We start from the raw sequence: 16,267 nt of genomic DNA, 5'->3' as shown, positions 1-16,267 counted from the left end.
GGGCAGCGAGGGGGGTACATCGTGAGTGCGCCTTGCAGAACCTGCCTGCTTGAGTAATTATAAATCATATCCCATGAGGTTATCTGTCAGAACTATACGTACTACTATTATTACCATGGTAACAGCCGGTCTGCTGGCGGGCTGTTCCGTATTCAAAAAGACAACAGAGAAAGACCAACGCAGGGCGAGCTCGTCCGGGGAGAAATCTGATTTTGAATCCTACAGCGATGTAATTACGGATGAGGCTCAGACGGACGAGGGATTGTTTGATGTCCACAAAGTGGATGAAACATACTATTACGAAATTCCTGACAGCCTGCTGGATCGCGAATTGCTTCTGGTAAGCCGTATCTCCGGGTCGACCCAGAATTTGAGTTTTGGAGGAGCCGGGATGAAGGCGCGTTCTCAGCAGGTGGTGCGCTGGCAACGGAAGGGAAAGAAAATCCTGCTACGTCACGTGTCATATGAAAATGTTGCGGATCCGGATCAGCCGGTCTATAAATCGGTGCGCAACAACAACTTTGAGCCGGTCGTCCACACGTTTGATATTGAGACTGTCGGAGAGGAATCAGCAACAAAAGTGATCGACGTCACCGAGCTGTATACCTCGGATGTGGCCCTGATTAGTGGGTTGAATGAAGGACAGCGACGCGAGTTCCAGGTTCGCCGGCTGGACAGCGGTCGCAGCATGATTGACAGTGTGCGCAGCTATCCCCAAAATATCGAAGTCCGTCACATCCTGACCTATGACGCCGGCAATCCGCCGGATGATGCCGCCACCAACACCATCTCGCTGGAGATGAATCAGTCGATGATACTGCTGCCGGACGAAAAAATGAGGCCGCGCTCGGCAGACCAGCGGGTGGGTTATTTTAACATTGAGCAGTATGATTATGGGACAGATGCCCAGAAAGCGGCTCAATTTGAATATATCACGCGCTGGGACCTGGTCCCCAAAGACAAGGAGGCCTACCTGGATGGTAAACTCGTGGAACCGGTGGAACCAGTGGTATACTATTTGGATCCCGCTACGCCGCCACGCTGGCGCGAATACCTGAAGCAGGGAATTGAGGACTGGCAGAGCGCTTTTGAGGAAGCCGGATTCAAAAATGCCATTATTGCCAAGGATCCCCCTACTGAAGAGGAAGACCCGGAATTCAGCCCGGAGGATGTCCGTTACTCGGTTATCCGCTACATTACCACCCCGATCCAGAATGCACAGGGTCCGCACGTGCATGATCCCCGAACCGGGCAGATCCTGGAGAGCGATATCCTCTGGTATCACAACGTGATGAACCTGCTGCGCAACTGGTTTTTTGTGCAAACGGCGGCCGCCAATCCCGATGCACGTGCCGTGGAGTTTGAGGAAGAGGTGATGGGTCAGCTGATCCGGTTCGTGGCGGCCCATGAAGTCGGTCATACGCTTGGCCTGCCGCACAACTTCGGATCCAGCTATGCCTTCCCGGTAGACTCGCTCCGTTCACCGTCCTTTACCTCCACCCACGGAACGGCTCCCTCAATTATGGATTATGCCCGGTTTAACTACATAGCTCAACCCGGCGATGGGGTAACGAATTTTTACCCGGCGATAGGGGAGTATGACAAATGGGCTGTGAAATGGGGCTATACCTGGTTCCCGGAAAGCATGAGCGAGGAGGCAAAGCGCGATACACTCAACAAGTGGGTTCGCGAACGGACAGATGATCCACGCTACTTTTACGGGCGTCAAACGGTCAACAAGATTGATCCCCGTTCCCAGAATGAAGACCTGGGCGATGATGCCATGAAGGCGGGAGAACTGGGCATCAAAAACCTACAGCGGATCACCGACAACCTGATAGCTTGGACCGAGCGCGAGGGCGAAAATTTTGAAGAGCTCGATGAGCTGCACAACAGCGTGATGAACCAGTGGCACCGCTACGTTGGACATGTGATCCGTAATGTTGGCGGGGTGCACGAAACCCACAAAACGTATGAGCAGGAGGGTTCGGTATACGAATTTGTGCCTGAAGAAATCCAGCGCCGGGCTATGAAGTGGCTTGACGAGTACTCGTTTACGACCCCGGCGTGGCTTCTTGACAGACAGGTACTGGGGCTTACGAATCAGTCGACAGCGGTGGAAACCATACGCAACTACCAGGAAAGCCAGCTAAATACACTGGTGGATCCGCAACGAATCGCCCGCCTGATCGAGTTTGATCAGCGAACGGAGGAAGATACCTATTCCGCAATCGAGTTCCTGGATGATGTTCGTGAGGGGGTATGGCGTGAACTTGAACAGGAGGATTCGATCAATGTTCACCGCCGGAACCTGCAGCGCGCCTACCTGGAACGTATGGAATACCTTATGACAGAGGAGTTGCCGACTATTCCGGCTGAATACCGGGAATTTTACGGGTGGACGGAAGTAGATGTCAGTCAGTCAGACATACGCCCGCTGGCCCGAGAGCAGCTTACCTTGCTGCAGGAAGATGTTGAAAAAGCACTGTCCCAAATTGCCGACCGGGCATCGAGAGCACATCTCCGGGACGTACAGAGCCGGATTGATCGTATTCTCGAGGCAGAGGAGGATTAACAAATATATCTCACCTGAAAATCGTGAGGTAACACGTTGGCACGCTGTAGAGATCGCGCTCGGCCTGGGGATGTCGAGTAGTTCGTGCCAGCTGTTTTATAGTTAGCGGATGCAGAGGTAATTTATTGCTCCCCGATCGGGTAGTGAGGTGTAGTGTCTGTGGTTGCATATTGCTTTTGAACAAAACGAAAGGCTGGAAAAACTCCCTGTTTAACAAAACGCTGGTGGACACCCATGTTAACAAAAAATAAGGGCCAGATTAGTGCGACCAGATACAAACCAGTAGCCTGGACTTTTTATCCCGATTTAATTTTGTTTACGCAATACGCAATACGCAATACGCAATACGCAATACGCAATACTCATTACTCATTACGCCATTTCTCCGAGATGTAGCTGAACAGAAAACCAATTCCAACCACAACTGCCGTACCCACGGGGTTCAGCCAGAGGTATTCAATGGTTTTGGTGAATCCTTCCGGGATCTGGCTCCAGGGTGCGATCAGCATCCATTCGCCGGTGGCGGAGTTGTCATAGATGCGATCGAAGAGGAAAACGGTGATCATGCCGGAAACCAAACCGGTGAGCGCGCCGAACCCGTTGGCCCGTTTGACCCACAGCAGGAGGATAAACACCCCGAGAATGGAGCCGTAAAAATAACTTCCAACCTTGTTGACCAGCTCGATGATCGAGCGCGTTTCGCCCAGCGCAAGAGCCGCCAGCGTGGCCAGGATCCCCCAGAAAACGGTTACCGCCCGCGACGATTTCAGGTACCATGCCTCCCCGCGATCGCTGGAATCCAAACGCTTGTACCAGTCCACGATAAAGACGGTGGAGAGCGCATTCAGCTCGCTGTCGATGCTGGAGAGGGCCGCCGCAAAGATACCGGCGACAATCAGGCCTATAATACCGATCGGAATCTGGTTCAGGATAAAGTAGGGAAAGATGTAGTTGGTGTCATTAAGGCTTGACCCGGTAATTCGCTCCTGCCGCTCCAGCTCGGCCTGCCGCACTTCATTGAGATGGTCGTCTGCCGCGCGAAACGCCCGGGCCTGTTCCTGCGATCTTGCTTCAAGCAGTTGCCGGGCGGCCTGCTTCCTGTTTTGATAGGCCTGTTGATATTCCTGCTGCAGCATCTCCCCGGCGATCACTTCCTCCTGCTGCTGGGTGGTTACATCCACGGGACGAAAGGTTATGGGGGGAGATCCGAAAATATAGAATACGTAAAGCATGACGCCGAGCAGCAGGATAAAAAACTGCATCGGGATTTTGGCATAGGCGCTGAGCAACAGCGACTGCCGGGCATCTTTAAGGGATTTGGCGGTCAGGTAGCGCTGCACTTGGCTCTGGTCGGTGCCGAAGTAGGAGAGCATCAAAAAGAGGGCGGCGATGACCCCGGTCCAGACATTGTATTTTTCGCTGATATCAAAACTTATGTCAAGTGCTTCGAGCTTGCCGATGGTGCCCGCCAGGTAGAGCGAGTCGGAAAAATTTACGTCTGCCGGCAGGCTGGTGATAATCCAGTAGAAACTGAATATCAGCCCGAAAGCCATTACCGCCATCTGTTTGACATCGGTGCGGATGACCCCGCTGATGCCGCCAACCATGGTGTAGAGCGTGGCCGTAACCCCGATGATCAGAATGGTGGAGTTGAGCGGGAAATCCAGCAGCAGGGCCAGCACGTACGAGGGGGCAGCGATGATGATTCCGAGTCCCAGTCCGCGCGACATCAGGAACAGGAAGCTGGTAAACAGTCGGGTGGAGAGTCCAAATCGCTCTTCCAGCACCTCGTAGGCGCTGAAGTTTTGCAGCCGGTTGAAAAAAGGAACAAGCGTGGTACAGAGAATGATCATGGCGAACGGCACGGCCAGGTAGATCTGCACGAACCGCATATCCTCCACATAAGCCTGTCCCGTCGTCCCGATAAAGGTGATCGCAGAAGCCTGGGTTGCCATCACGGAGAGGCCCATCGCCCACCACGGCATAGAGCGGTTGGCCAGGAAAAAGCCCTCAATATTTTCGGCCTGGCGCCCCCGGCGGCTTCCATCCCAGATGGTATAGCCGAGAAATAGGATAAGTATACCCCAATCGATCCAGTGCATAATCTAAACGGGATTATTGAAAAGGAGTGTGAACAATCCCATCAGCAGTATATAGATGATTCCCAATGTAAACACCAGCCAGTACCTCGGTTTCCACTCGGAGCCACTGTTGTCGGTAGGTTTGTTCTCCATGAGCATTAATCCAATATGAAATATAAATTTGTATTGTAACATAACAGATAACCTGTAATCTTCAACCTTGAACTTTTAATCTTCAACAATTAATTGCTCGGTGATCCGAAAACTTTCCGGTCCAAATTGGAAGAGAAGATCGAGAATGCAGCACCAGGGTTCGAAACCTTCAAAATGCTGGTGATAGGTGGGGTGGATAAAATCCAGTTCTTTTTTTGATGTTGCCTGCCGCTGGTAATGACGGCTGTCGTGTTCCTGGTAGAGGATATCGGCTCCCAGCCGGTTGGCCAGTTCATCTGGATCGGAGGTGTAATTATTCAATTCGCTACTTAACTTCCAGTCGAGGTTCAGTTCCATAAAGCGAAGCAGGCGCTTTTGGATGTAGAGGATGAACGGCACTAGGTACTCAAAGTCGCCGGAACGTTCAAAATCGGCCTTGATCTCCGGCTCGTAGAAATCGTAGTAGATGCTGTTGCGGTAGTTATATTCAAGGCTGCGCAGCAGGGGGGTGATCCAGTCTTCTTCATGGTCGATGCGTACCTCCTTAATCGTTTTCTTGCGGTCTTCGGTACGGATCGGGATATTGATCCAGAGTGTCCCCCCGGGCTTCCTTATTTTTGCCCGGTGCACCCGGCTTTTGCGCGACCACTGCTCTTCGTCCTGCAAGATAATGCGATCTGAATTTAACATAATAGCCAGGTCGTACAGGTTTGGTGCGAATTGGGGGAAGAGTAGGGATAGTTTCATTCGGTCGTATTGCGTACTGCTTACGTACTGCGTATTTCGTATTGCAATGAGGCTATTTTGGGTCTTGGAAGTCTATTTTAATTGATTCAATTGTTTTTGAGTATGTATCATGTTGATCGATTGAGTAGGATATATCGTGTTCTTTGATTTTGTTTTGACGTTCAGTGGGAACAATGTGTAACAATTGTTTTATTATTTCTGTTAGTAGTAGTGAGCGTGATTTAAAAACTTTATCTGGAAGCGAATGTCGTGCTCTGAAGTACCATCCGCGGCTTTCTCTGGCTGAGCCTAAAGAGTACTCATAAAATCGTGCTCTGTCCAATCTGGATTTTTTAGAATATCCTTCTTCCAGATTTGCAGAAACTGAACCTGTTGCCCTGTAGAGTTGATCACATAAAGAGACCAATACTTTTCTTTTTGAAAGGTGAGATATATCCTGCCATGCAACATCAGAAATGAAAAGTGCATACTTATACACCTGCATGTTCCAAATTGTATCATTCGTTATCTCTTTGGGAACAGTTTTGACCCATTCTCTAAATTTCATATCAGAAAAGTTTGAATTGACTTTCTCAAATCTTAAAACATATTTCCTAATACGCAATACGCAATACGCAATACGCAATACGCAATACGCAATACGCAATACGCAATACGCAATACGCAATACGCAATACGCAATACGCATTTCAAAACTCTCCAAGAACCTGTATCTTTGCAGCTCATTCGAAATTCACGCTAATACCCAAATTTAATTGAGATGAACGAATCCGTTCGCGTACGTTTTGCTCCTTCCCCCACGGGATTTTTGCATATCGGTGGGCTCCGAACCGCACTTTATAACTACCTGTTTGCCAAGCATCACGACGGGGTGTTTGTACTTCGTATAGAGGACACCGACCAGAGCCGTTACGTGGAGGGGGCAGAGGAGGATATTATTGAGTCCCTGCAGTGGTCGGGACTCGATTTTGATGAGGGACCCGGCAGGGAGGGCGACTTCGGGCCGTACCGCCAGAGCGAACGCCGGGACCTGTACCAACAGTATGCCGAGCAGCTGGTCGAGGAGGGACATGCCTACTATGCGTTTGACACGCCCGAGGAGCTCAACGACATGCGCGAGCGACTTGAAAAATCCGGCAACCCGTCCCCCAAATATGATGCAGTTACCCGTATGTCGATGCAAAACAGCCTGACGCTTCCGCAGGAAGAGGTCGAAAAACGGCTGGAAGAGGGCGAAGAGTACGTAGTACGCCTGAAGGTGCCGAGGCGAGAGACCATCCGTTTTGAAGATGAGATCCGCGGATTTGTCTCCTTCGAGAGCAAGGGGCTGGACGACCAGGTGCTGCTCAAGTCCGACGGCATGCCCACCTACCACCTGGCCAACGTGGTAGACGATCACCTGATGGAAATTTCGCACGTTATCCGCGGTGAGGAGTGGCTCAGCAGCACGCCCAAGCATATGCTGCTCTACAAATACCTCGGGTGGGAAGCGCCCAGGATGGCCCACCTGCCACTGATTATGTCGCCGAGCGGCGGGAAGCTTTCCAAGAGAAAAGCCGAGAGTGAAGGCATTCCGATCAATGCCAAAGATTACCGCGAGCAGAAATATGAGCCGGAGGCCCTGGTGAACTTCCTGGCCTACCTGGGATGGAGTCCCGGCGACGATTCCGAAATCCATTCGCTCGATGAACTGGTTGAACTGTTTACCCTGGACCGCGTCAGCAAGAGCGGGGCGGTATTCAATCATAAAAAGCTGCTGTGGTACAACGAGAACTACCTTCGTGAAAAACCGGCCGGGGAGTTGTATCCACGCGTGGCAGCCATTGCAAAAGAAGAGGGCGTGGAGCCAGAAAAGGAGTACCTGCTGGAAATCATTGAGCTGATGAAAGATCGTGTGAGCAAGGTGGAGGATTTTATCACGCAGGGGATGTTCTTTTTTGAGGATCCCGAAGAGTATGACAAAAAAGCGCTCAAAAAATGGAAGGACGACAGCGGGGAGATCGTCCGAAAGTACCTGGAAAAGATTGTTGATCTTGGCGAAGATGAATTCACCGTCGATAATCTGAAAGCCGCCGTCAATGAGCTGACCGACGAGATGGACATCGGATTCGGCAAAGTGGCCATGCCGCTTCGCGTAGCGGTCACCGGGCAGGGCTTCGGTCCCGACCTGTTTCCGGCCATTGAGCTTTTGGGCAAGGATACGACTATTAGCCGAGTTAAAACAGCCCTTGAAAGGTTAAAATAAAAGGTAAAATCGTACTGCGTATTTCGTATTACTTTAATGAGAATACTCAACGTTGGCAATTCCAAATACGCAGTACGTAATACGCAATACGTTTTGATTAGGAAAAAATCCCAGAGATTGTATTTTCATGCTTAAACGTTCGAGAAAACGGTCGCCCTGATCTCCTAAAAACGGTTGAGGTATGAAGCAAAAGTGGTCATTTCTGGTCTTGGCTCTGGGACTGATTGCATGCATCTTTATTCTAGGTGCCGGCGCCCCCGAAGCAGCAGGTACGATTCAATCAACCGCGGAGCAGTCACAATCCCCATCCGTTTCATGGACGAGTATCCTTCCCCCGCTTGTTGCCATTGGAATTGCCCTGGTCTTTCGCCAGGTGTTGTTTGCCCTTTTTCTGGGTATCTGGTGCGGTGCTTTCCTGGCGGGTGACCTGAGCTTTTTTAGTGTTTTTACGAGTTTTTTCACCGCCCTCAGCGACTATATTTTAGATGCCACCGCCGATGCGGGGCACATGAGTATTATCATTTTTACGCTGCTGATCGGCGGCATGGTGGGCATTATCACCGACAACGGCGGAACGCGTGGGGTGATCAGGGCGATTACCCGGTATGTGCGCACCAAAGTGCATGGCCAGCTCATCACGGCACTGATGGGGTTTATTGTCTTTTTTGATGATTATGCCAACACCATGGTGGTCGGCAATACGATGCGCCCGCTCACCGACAAGCTTCGGATCTCCCGCGCCAAGCTGGCTTATCTCGTGGATGCCACCGCCGCTCCCATCGCCACTGTCGCGCTTGTTAGCACCTGGATCGGCGCAATGGTGGGGTTTATCGCCGACGCCGAGGCAAAGATGCCGGAGTTCAACGAAGCGGCATACTCCGTATTTTTTAACTCGCTTCCCTACAATTTTTACGCATTTTTTACCATCCTTTTTGTGATTCTGATCGCATGGTCCGGCCGCGATTTTGCGACCATGCTGAAAGCACGCATCACCCTGTATAAAGCCAAGCATGAACCGGAGCTGGATCGCTACAACCTCTACAAAGAGAAGATCAGGGAGGATGAAATAAAGAAGACTGAATCGCACTGGATAAATGCCGCTGTCCCGATATTTGTACTTGTGTTTGGGTGTATCGGCGGACTGGTGGTCACGGGTGATGGCAGCAAGATCCAGGAAATCATTGAAACAGCCGACTCTTACAAAGCGCTGCTCTGGGGCGGATTTCTTTCGATGGTGGTGGCCATAGCTATGACTTTGTCGCAAAGGCTTTTGGATGTTGAGGACACCCTGAAAGGAATGATGGACGGGATGCACACCATGTTTGACGGCCTCCTGATTTTAGTCCTGGCGTGGGCGCTTAGCGCCATTACGGTGGAGCTGAATACGGCAGATTACCTGATGTCGGTTTTTGGTGACCTGCTGAATCCCTATTGGCTGCCGTCGATGGTCCTGTTTTTGTCGGCAATTACTGCTTTTGCCACCGGTTCCAGCTGGGGCACGATGGGTATCCTGATGCCGTTGGTGGTCCCGCTTGCGTGGGAGATCGGCAACAGCAGTGGACTGGGTTTTGAGGTCACCCACGAAATTATTTACGCCTGCGTTAGTGCCGTGCTGGGCGGATCGGTGTGGGGCGACCACTGCTCCCCGATTTCCGATACGACGATTTTGAGTTCCATCGCCACCCAGTGCGATCACGTGGAGCATGTCAACACGCAACTGCCCTATGCCATGATCGTGGGGGCGATCAGCATCCTGGCGATGGTCGGCGTGCTGGTGCTGAGTATTCCCTGGTGGGTTATCTACCCGCTGGGAGTGGTTGTAATCATTGCTGTTATCTTTAAATTTGGAAAAATACCGGATCCGGAAGAGTATGCGCCAGAGGGAAAAGAAGCTGCTATTACAAGTTTGGATTAAACGTTTAGAGGGCTTTGTAAAACCCTCAATTCCTCGTTCTGAGGGAGTTGTACTCCCGTTAAAAGGCCACCAAGGCCGGTAGTACAACTACCTCCCAACAAAATGGCAGGTTCTGCAAAGGCCCGTTTACTAACCAGCTCCCCATTTTTTAGCCTTGAAGCTCCGCCTCATACCGACTGTTATCTTCCAACTACACTCCACGATATTCAAACTCGTCAAAGCGTTCAATCGATCGCAAAACTGATTGTCAACGTCCTTCCAGTTCAAACTCAAAACGGCTGTTATCTTTGACAGTGGCACTTCCCTTTTTGTATCGGCGTTCCTCAAAGGTTACTTGCCCGTTGCTGCCAACCAGTAAAATTGTGGAGCAGCGGGTGCCATATTCCTCCGTTGCGATAAAGATGGGGGAAACGGCGCGTTCAAGGTCCCTGGACAAGCCGGTATCAGGGAGCCGGGAATCAGGGGCCGCCTGGTCGTTCTTCAATATCTCGAAGAGAGACGATTCATCAATAGTATCTTGCCGGATAACTTCTGAAAGTTGTTTCTTTGATCGCTCTGTCTTCGGCCAGGGCGTATCCAGCAGGTGATTGCTTAACCCGTATAAACCGGCGTCGAGCGATACCGGCTGACCTGTTTTGTTGGAGTAATACATCAGGTTGTGGATCGAACCCACCAACAGGTTGAACCCGTTATACTGTTCGGCCTTGGAATGCAGTTGCTGCAGGTACGATTCCGGTGCGATGTCGCCGGCCAGGAAATTGCGCACCAGGTGTCCCCGTGAGGGGGCGTTTTCCTTGCGGTTAGCCATGTCGCGGTAGTTGGTCAGGGCGGAAAGCCGCCCATCGCGCGTAATCCCCATCCATGTGCCGCCCGCCTTGAGATCTTTGCCTGCCAGGATGTCTGGTTCCTCATCCCAAAAACGGGCCTTTCGCGTGGGCCGCTCATAAAACTCATCCCGGTTGGCTATGAAAACAAGGTCATATTGCGGGTGCTGTTTATATGAAAAGGCGATCAGGCACATATGCAGTATATCTGTCGATTGGTGGTTTTGACCCGGGGTGCGTGCCAGGGCAGTGGAAATAACGCTTCAGGTCCAGCAGCGAAAGGTGTGGATCCAGGCAAATTTTTCCATCCGTTAGCCCAAACATATTGTTCCGGCACGGACGTGAAAGCCCCGGAAAGTTAAAAGATATTCTCATAACTATTTAGCATATTCATGCGTGTATTCATTCTGCGATAATCAATTTAGGCGACAGGTGCATGTCTCTGCTAAATCAAAATCGAAGCTACACCGTTCAGGATTTTCTGTTTATAGCCGCCGGGCTGCTCGGGGTGCTCGGCTTTTTCATGACCTATGACTCGCAAGATCCCCGGGGCATGATCCATATTGCCCTGGATGAATCTTCCGCGGAATCCCGTGCGGAAGACCTTGCCGGTTCGCTGGGATTCAACACCAGCAACTACCGCACGCAGGTCAACTTTGGGACCAACAGCCGCCTGTTGGACAGTCTGCAAACCAACATGGGTCGGCAGAAAGCGATTAAAATCTTTCAGCAAGATTCTTCAGCGAACCTCTACCCCTATTTTTGGGAGGTTCATTTCAACCAAAAAAGTTCGGTAAGGGATGAGAGGCAAATCACGATTGGGAGCGATCGGGAGAATGTAGAAACGGGGCCCACCGAATTCATCATACGATATGCTTCTTCGGGAGAGTGGGTCGAATTGTTAAATGGAAGTGACCTGATACCGGAACAGCAGGTGAACCGGGAGGCGCTGGAGCGTGTTTTTACCTCGGACAGTTTGCGGCAGTTGCTGGAGACCCTGCCGGATTCGCTCTGGCATGAGAAATTAAGCTTTAACCTTGATCGGAATTATAACGACACGACCACCGCTCCAAGTGGCCGGGGCTCCTCTCCGGGGATCAGTCCATTTACTCGCTCCGAAGTATTGCGGCTGGGTGAATATTACATTGCGCAGTCCGGCTGGGAACTGCAAAAGTTTGATGTGGCGAATATCCGTATGGAAACGGTGGGATCAACGGTCGTTGCGCGTATCCGGTATACCTCAGCGCAGCCGATCCACGGGCAGGTGATAAACCTGCGGGCTTCGTTGACGCCAACGGGCAACCTGCTGGGACTGAGTGCCAGCTATAATCCCCGTTCCGACAATGACAGCAGAACCCCGCCCCTCTGGGAACTGGTTCAAGTGGCCGGTTTTTTTCTTTTTGGTATAGGCACGATTATCATCTTTTATTTCCGTATCCGGGCGCGGGTGATCGATACAAAATCAGCGCTGGTATTGAGTATTTTGGCGGGATTTACAGTGCCGGCTATTATATTCATGAACCAGATCAATGAAACCAATATTTTTGAAGAGGGTGGCAACTGGGTCGATCTTGTGGGCCTCTCCCTGAGTATGGGAATCACCGGTGCCGTAGCTTCGGTCAGCCTTTTCGTTCTTTCAGCGGTCGGCGATTCGGTTACCCGCCAATACTGGCCCGGCAAGCTCGATTGTTACGACTATCTCCGGCAGGGAATGTTTTTTAACAAACCGGTGGGTGAGGCGTTTGTCCGCTCGGGTGTCCTCGCTTTTCTTCTTGCCGGTTTCTGGGCTGTTTTGTTGTGGTTTTTCCCCGATTTTTACTTTGAAATCGAGGAACCGATCTTGTCTTACGAGGTGATCTGGCCTCCAGTTTACCTGTTACTGGACAATTTGTGGTACACCCTGTTTGCCGCTTTCAGCATATTTTTGGTTGTCGGTTCCCAAACCTATGCCCAGACCGGCAAGCGCTGGCTGGCCGGCTTTTTCATGATATTGGCCGTTGTGGTGGCAGAGCCGCTCCCGTATACCGGCGGACCGCCCGTAACGCAGGCTGTTCTTCACTTGGTATTTGGGTTGGCATTGACGGGTATCTACCTATATTGGGATTTTCTGACCCTGCTGATAACCTATTTCCTGTTCAACTGCCTGCTGGTCGCTTCCAGTGGATGGATGATGGAGGGTTCGCCCGATTTCTACGTCTTTTTGTTTTATCTCGTGTTCCTGTTTCTGGCAACGGGCGGGGGAGTATTTTCAATTTTGAAAGGTGAAGAGGGGCGGGCACTGCCCGATTTTGTACCGGAATACGTAGAAGAGCTGGCGCAGGAGGAGCGGATTAAGCAGGAGCTGCAGATTGCCCGCGATGTACAGCAATCGTTCCTGCCGGTGGGAACGCCCGCCATCGATATGCTGGATCTGGCAGCTATCTGTAAGCCGGCGTATGAAACCGGGGGCGACTATTATGATTTTATCCAGCTCGATGACCACCGCCTCGGGGTGGCTATTGGGGATGTGAGCGGCAAGGGCATTCAGGCCGCATTTTACATGACATTCACCAAGGGGATCCTGCATACCCTGTGCCGGGAGACAGAATCACCTGCGGAAGTGCTGAAAAAAGCGAATAAACTGTTTTATGATAACGCACGGCGCGGTACTTTTATCTCATTGATTTACGGTATCGTGGATACCCGCCAAAAAACGTTTAGCTTTGCGCGGGCCGGCCATAACCCGATATTGCATTATGCCGCCGAGAAAAAGACCATAAACCTGCTTCAGCCCAGTGGACTGGGACTCGGGTTAACAATTTCAGACTCATTTGACAACAATATCCAGGAGGCCACGCTGGAGCTCTCCGCGGGAGATCTCCTGGTGCTATATACTGATGGCGTTGTTGAGTCGTTGAATACGGCACACCAGTTTTATGGAACCGGTCGGCTGCAAAAACTGCTCGGTAACAGCGCAAAAAAACAGGCCCCTGAAATCCTATCAGATCTGGTGACGGATGTGGATACCTTTTCGGGAAAGGCCAGGCAACACGATGACATGACTGTGATGGTAATAAAACTTAACAATAAAAGTTAGAATAGATAAATTAGGTAACCATCGAACCGTATACTCAAAGTTCAACAAATTTTATGCAGAATGAAACAGACAAGTATGTTACTGGCGGTACTTTTTTTTATGACCGTATCGGCATTTCAGGGAGTTGATCGCACAGCCAAGATAAACTGGTATTCCCTGGAGGAAGCCCAGGAGCTTGCAAAATCGGGCGATAAAAAGGTGATGATCTACATGGAGGCCAGCTGGTGCGGGTACTGCAAAAAGATGGAACGAGAGGTGTTTCCCCAAAAGGCGGTCCAGGATTCGCTTCACAAATACTATTATCCAGTACGCCTGGATGTGGAATCGAAGGATCGGGTTACCTACAACGGCACTGAAATGTCGGAGCGGGAGTTTGCCGGTTCCATTCGCGTGTCGGGAACGCCCACTTTCCTTTTTATCAATGGACAAGGAGAGATTTTGGGAAAACAACCGGGTTTTATTCCTGTCGATACATTTAAATCATTGTTGGCATATGTGGGTTCTGATGCCTACGCCCGCGTAAAATTTGACCAGTACATCAAAAACAGGTCCGAGGAATAATTTACGGCGGCTACAAATCGGTGTAGATGATTTCGTATATTCGGGATAAAGATTTTTAGAAATGGAGTACTTGTATACATGGTTCTGAGCCAAGCTGTCGAAGATTATTTAAAAACTATTTATGTATTGGAATCGGAGGGCAAGGGCGCTTCTACATCCAGCATTGCCGAATCGATGGATGTGTCGTCGGCTTCGGCCACCAACATGGTAAAAAGGCTCTCAAAAATGGGACTGGTCGATTACCAGTCGTACAAAGGGGCCACCCTCACCAAATCGGGCACAAAGATTGCCCTTGAGATTATCCGCCACCACCGCCTGCTGGAGCTGTACCTGCTGGAGGTACTCGGTTATTCCTGGGACGAAGTGCACGAGGAGGCTGAGAAGCTGGAACACCACATATCGGAACAGTTTGAGGATAAGATTGCCGAATTGCTGGACAATCCCACCCACGACCCGCATGGAGATCCCATCCCAACCAAGGAGGGCGTCATGCCTGAGCTGAATGCTGAGCCGCTGGGAGACGCGGATGCGGGGAAAACCTATATCGTAAGCCGCGTGAAGGACCAAGACCCGGAGGTGCTGCGCTACCTGGAAAAGCTGGGAGTGCTGCCGGGGGTTAAAATTAAAATCAGGGAGAAAGCCCCGTTCAACGGCCCCCTTACGATTTTACTTGAAGAGACAGAGCAGGCGATCGGCTATGAGATTGCCAACAATATTTTTGTGGCCGAAATGCCTGGAAACAGTTAACGTCGCGCGAGCTTGCGGTGCAGACTGTCTGAGGATTGAGACAAACAGGTCTCTCGGGGTATCTAAGTAATGCCTCCCCCTCACTTGTTTACTATTTCCGGTTCCGGGCTCGCATATTCCGGTTCTTTAAATGATGGATTGATATGAGATTTATCGGAGCGCTTCCGGTCTCTTTTTTCGCGTGCCCACTGCCGTTTTTTTCGATCCCACCAGATGATGAATCCGGTAACGGGAAGGCTCCCGCAGATCAGGCTGGCGATAAAAGCGATAATTTTCCCCGGCAATCCGCCAATGGCACCTACATGGATGTCGTAATTCATCGCCAATAGTTTTTCCCCGGCGTTTTTGGAATCGTAATCTTCTCCCGCAATCAGCTCCCCGGTGTACTGGTCGTAATCCAGGTGAAAATGTTCGTAATACGTCTGCCCGTCCGGATATACGGTGGCCGTGATCGTCCCCTGGCTGTCAACCGGCGTTGCCAAACTGATACCGTAGGCGTTGGGATTTTGATTCCAGGCGTTGCGGTAAATAACCTGCAGGGGGGATTCGATTTCGTCCGATGGTGCGGCGGCTGAAACATGTTGCTTGTGCTCGTCAGGGGGGAGTTTGAATTCACCGGTCCCCAAAAAGTAAATCGCCTTTTTGGCGGAGGGAAAATACCAGTAGAGTCCCGTAAATGCGAGGATGAGCGCCAGTGTCAAAAAGTAAAAGCCGAGCACATTATGCAGGTCATAATTAACTCTCCGCCAGGTGCTGCCCCACTTGATCCTGAAGCTGCGCTGCCGGCCCGCCTTGTTCCACTTTTTGGGCCACCATAGAATTATTCCGGTAATGAGCAGTACGATAAATATGACAGTGCTCCACGCAACAATCGGCTGACCAATCGGCGTGGCCAGCAGGAGGCTCCAGTGTATGCCTTTCACAATTTGAAAGAAATCCTTTTTCTCATTCTGTATGCCGGCGACCGCTCCCGTATATGGATTTATATATACGGTGCGATAATCATCCATAGAGCCAAAATAGGTCCACGCGAACTCATCACTGGCCTGGTAATTCATGGCCGACCAGTTTCGGTCAGGATCTTTGTAGGTGGTGAGTCCATATGGCAGGTGCTCTATCTCGAGTGCTTCGGCCGCTTTCTGCTCCAGTTGTTCAATCGGCAGGGGCTGGCGGTCCGACGGCTTTTCCTTTACATAATAGAGATCGCTTTTTACGATGTCGGAGATCTCCTGGTGAAAGACAAACAGGCATCCCGTTATGCTCAGGATGAGTACCACCAGCCCGGTTATGAGACCGAGCCAGCGGTGGATGACAAGCATTATTTTTTTGAATGAAGGCATGGC

The 16,267-nt window shown here is 50.9% G+C and carries 12 protein-coding genes; 6 read left to right on the top strand and 6 right to left on the bottom strand.

Going from position 1 to position 16,267, the window contains the following annotated elements; all coding sequences use genetic code 11:
- Positions 1-73 precede the first annotated feature (73 nt).
- On the top strand, positions 74-2,575 hold the full coding sequence (locus ACG2E4_RS05130; RefSeq protein ID WP_395275899.1) for a zinc-dependent metalloprotease: 2,502 nt from the start codon (positions 74-76) through the stop codon (positions 2,573-2,575).
- 365 nt (positions 2,576-2,940) lie between these two features.
- Here ACG2E4_RS05130 and ACG2E4_RS05125 read toward each other — a convergent pair whose 3' ends face one another.
- The 4 genes from ACG2E4_RS05125 to ACG2E4_RS05110 all read right to left on the bottom strand — a co-directional run bounded on the left by ACG2E4_RS05125 (position 2,941) and on the right by ACG2E4_RS05110 (position 6,103).
- Entirely contained in the window at positions 2,941-4,677 is a 1,737-nt protein-coding gene (locus tag ACG2E4_RS05125; RefSeq protein WP_395275898.1) for a sodium:solute symporter, read from the bottom strand.
- Between the two features lie 3 nt (positions 4,678-4,680).
- Positions 4,681-4,809, bottom strand: a complete 129-nt coding sequence (locus ACG2E4_RS05120) for a hypothetical protein (RefSeq protein ID WP_395258578.1) — start codon at positions 4,807-4,809, stop codon at positions 4,681-4,683.
- 75 nt (positions 4,810-4,884) lie between these two features.
- A complete protein-coding gene (locus ACG2E4_RS05115) occupies positions 4,885-5,556 on the bottom strand; it encodes a WbqC family protein (RefSeq protein WP_395275897.1) in 672 nt (223 codons plus the stop codon).
- Between the two features lie 52 nt (positions 5,557-5,608).
- Entirely contained in the window at positions 5,609-6,103 is a 495-nt protein-coding gene (locus ACG2E4_RS05110; protein WP_395275896.1) for a four helix bundle protein, read from the bottom strand.
- A 213-nt stretch (positions 6,104-6,316) separates the two neighbouring features.
- Between ACG2E4_RS05110 and gltX the strand changes: the two genes are divergently transcribed.
- On the top strand, positions 6,317-7,801 hold the full coding sequence (gene gltX / locus ACG2E4_RS05105) for a glutamate--tRNA ligase (protein WP_395275895.1): 1,485 nt from the start codon (positions 6,317-6,319) through the stop codon (positions 7,799-7,801).
- 181 nt (positions 7,802-7,982) lie between these two features.
- Positions 7,983-9,716, top strand: a complete 1,734-nt coding sequence (locus ACG2E4_RS05100) for a Na+/H+ antiporter NhaC family protein (RefSeq protein ID WP_395275894.1) — start codon at positions 7,983-7,985, stop codon at positions 9,714-9,716.
- Between the two features lie 247 nt (positions 9,717-9,963).
- Here ACG2E4_RS05100 and ACG2E4_RS05095 read toward each other — a convergent pair whose 3' ends face one another.
- A complete protein-coding gene (locus tag ACG2E4_RS05095) occupies positions 9,964-10,737 on the bottom strand; it encodes an NRDE family protein (RefSeq protein ID WP_395258567.1) in 774 nt (257 codons plus the stop codon).
- 239 nt (positions 10,738-10,976) lie between these two features.
- On the opposite strand from ACG2E4_RS05095, the gene ACG2E4_RS05090 reads away from it, so the two are divergent.
- The 3 genes from ACG2E4_RS05090 (at position 10,977) to ACG2E4_RS05080 (ending at position 14,924) form a co-directional block, all read left to right on the top strand.
- Positions 10,977-13,616, top strand: coding sequence for a PP2C family protein-serine/threonine phosphatase (locus tag ACG2E4_RS05090; protein ID WP_395275893.1), 2,640 nt, complete (start codon positions 10,977-10,979; stop codon positions 13,614-13,616).
- A gap of 60 nt (positions 13,617-13,676) precedes the next feature.
- Entirely contained in the window at positions 13,677-14,177 is a 501-nt protein-coding gene (locus tag ACG2E4_RS05085; RefSeq protein ID WP_395258562.1) for a thioredoxin family protein, read from the top strand.
- A 78-nt stretch (positions 14,178-14,255) separates the two neighbouring features.
- Entirely contained in the window at positions 14,256-14,924 is a 669-nt protein-coding gene (locus ACG2E4_RS05080; RefSeq protein ID WP_395258560.1) for a metal-dependent transcriptional regulator, read from the top strand.
- Between the two features lie 80 nt (positions 14,925-15,004).
- On the opposite strand, the gene ACG2E4_RS05075 is transcribed toward ACG2E4_RS05080, so the two are convergent.
- Positions 15,005-16,264 carry a PepSY-associated TM helix domain-containing protein gene (locus ACG2E4_RS05075; protein ID WP_395258557.1) on the bottom strand — a complete coding sequence of 420 codons (1,260 nt, stop codon included), beginning with the start codon at positions 16,262-16,264 and terminating at the stop codon, positions 15,005-15,007.
- Between the last annotated feature and the right edge of the window lie 3 nt (positions 16,265-16,267).

Origin of the sequence: Halalkalibaculum sp. DA384, from assembly GCF_043951955.1 — a bacterium.
Lineage (GTDB): Bacteria > Bacteroidota > Rhodothermia > Balneolales > Balneolaceae > JAMQKA01.
This window is presented reverse-complemented; position numbering and strand designations above follow the sequence as displayed.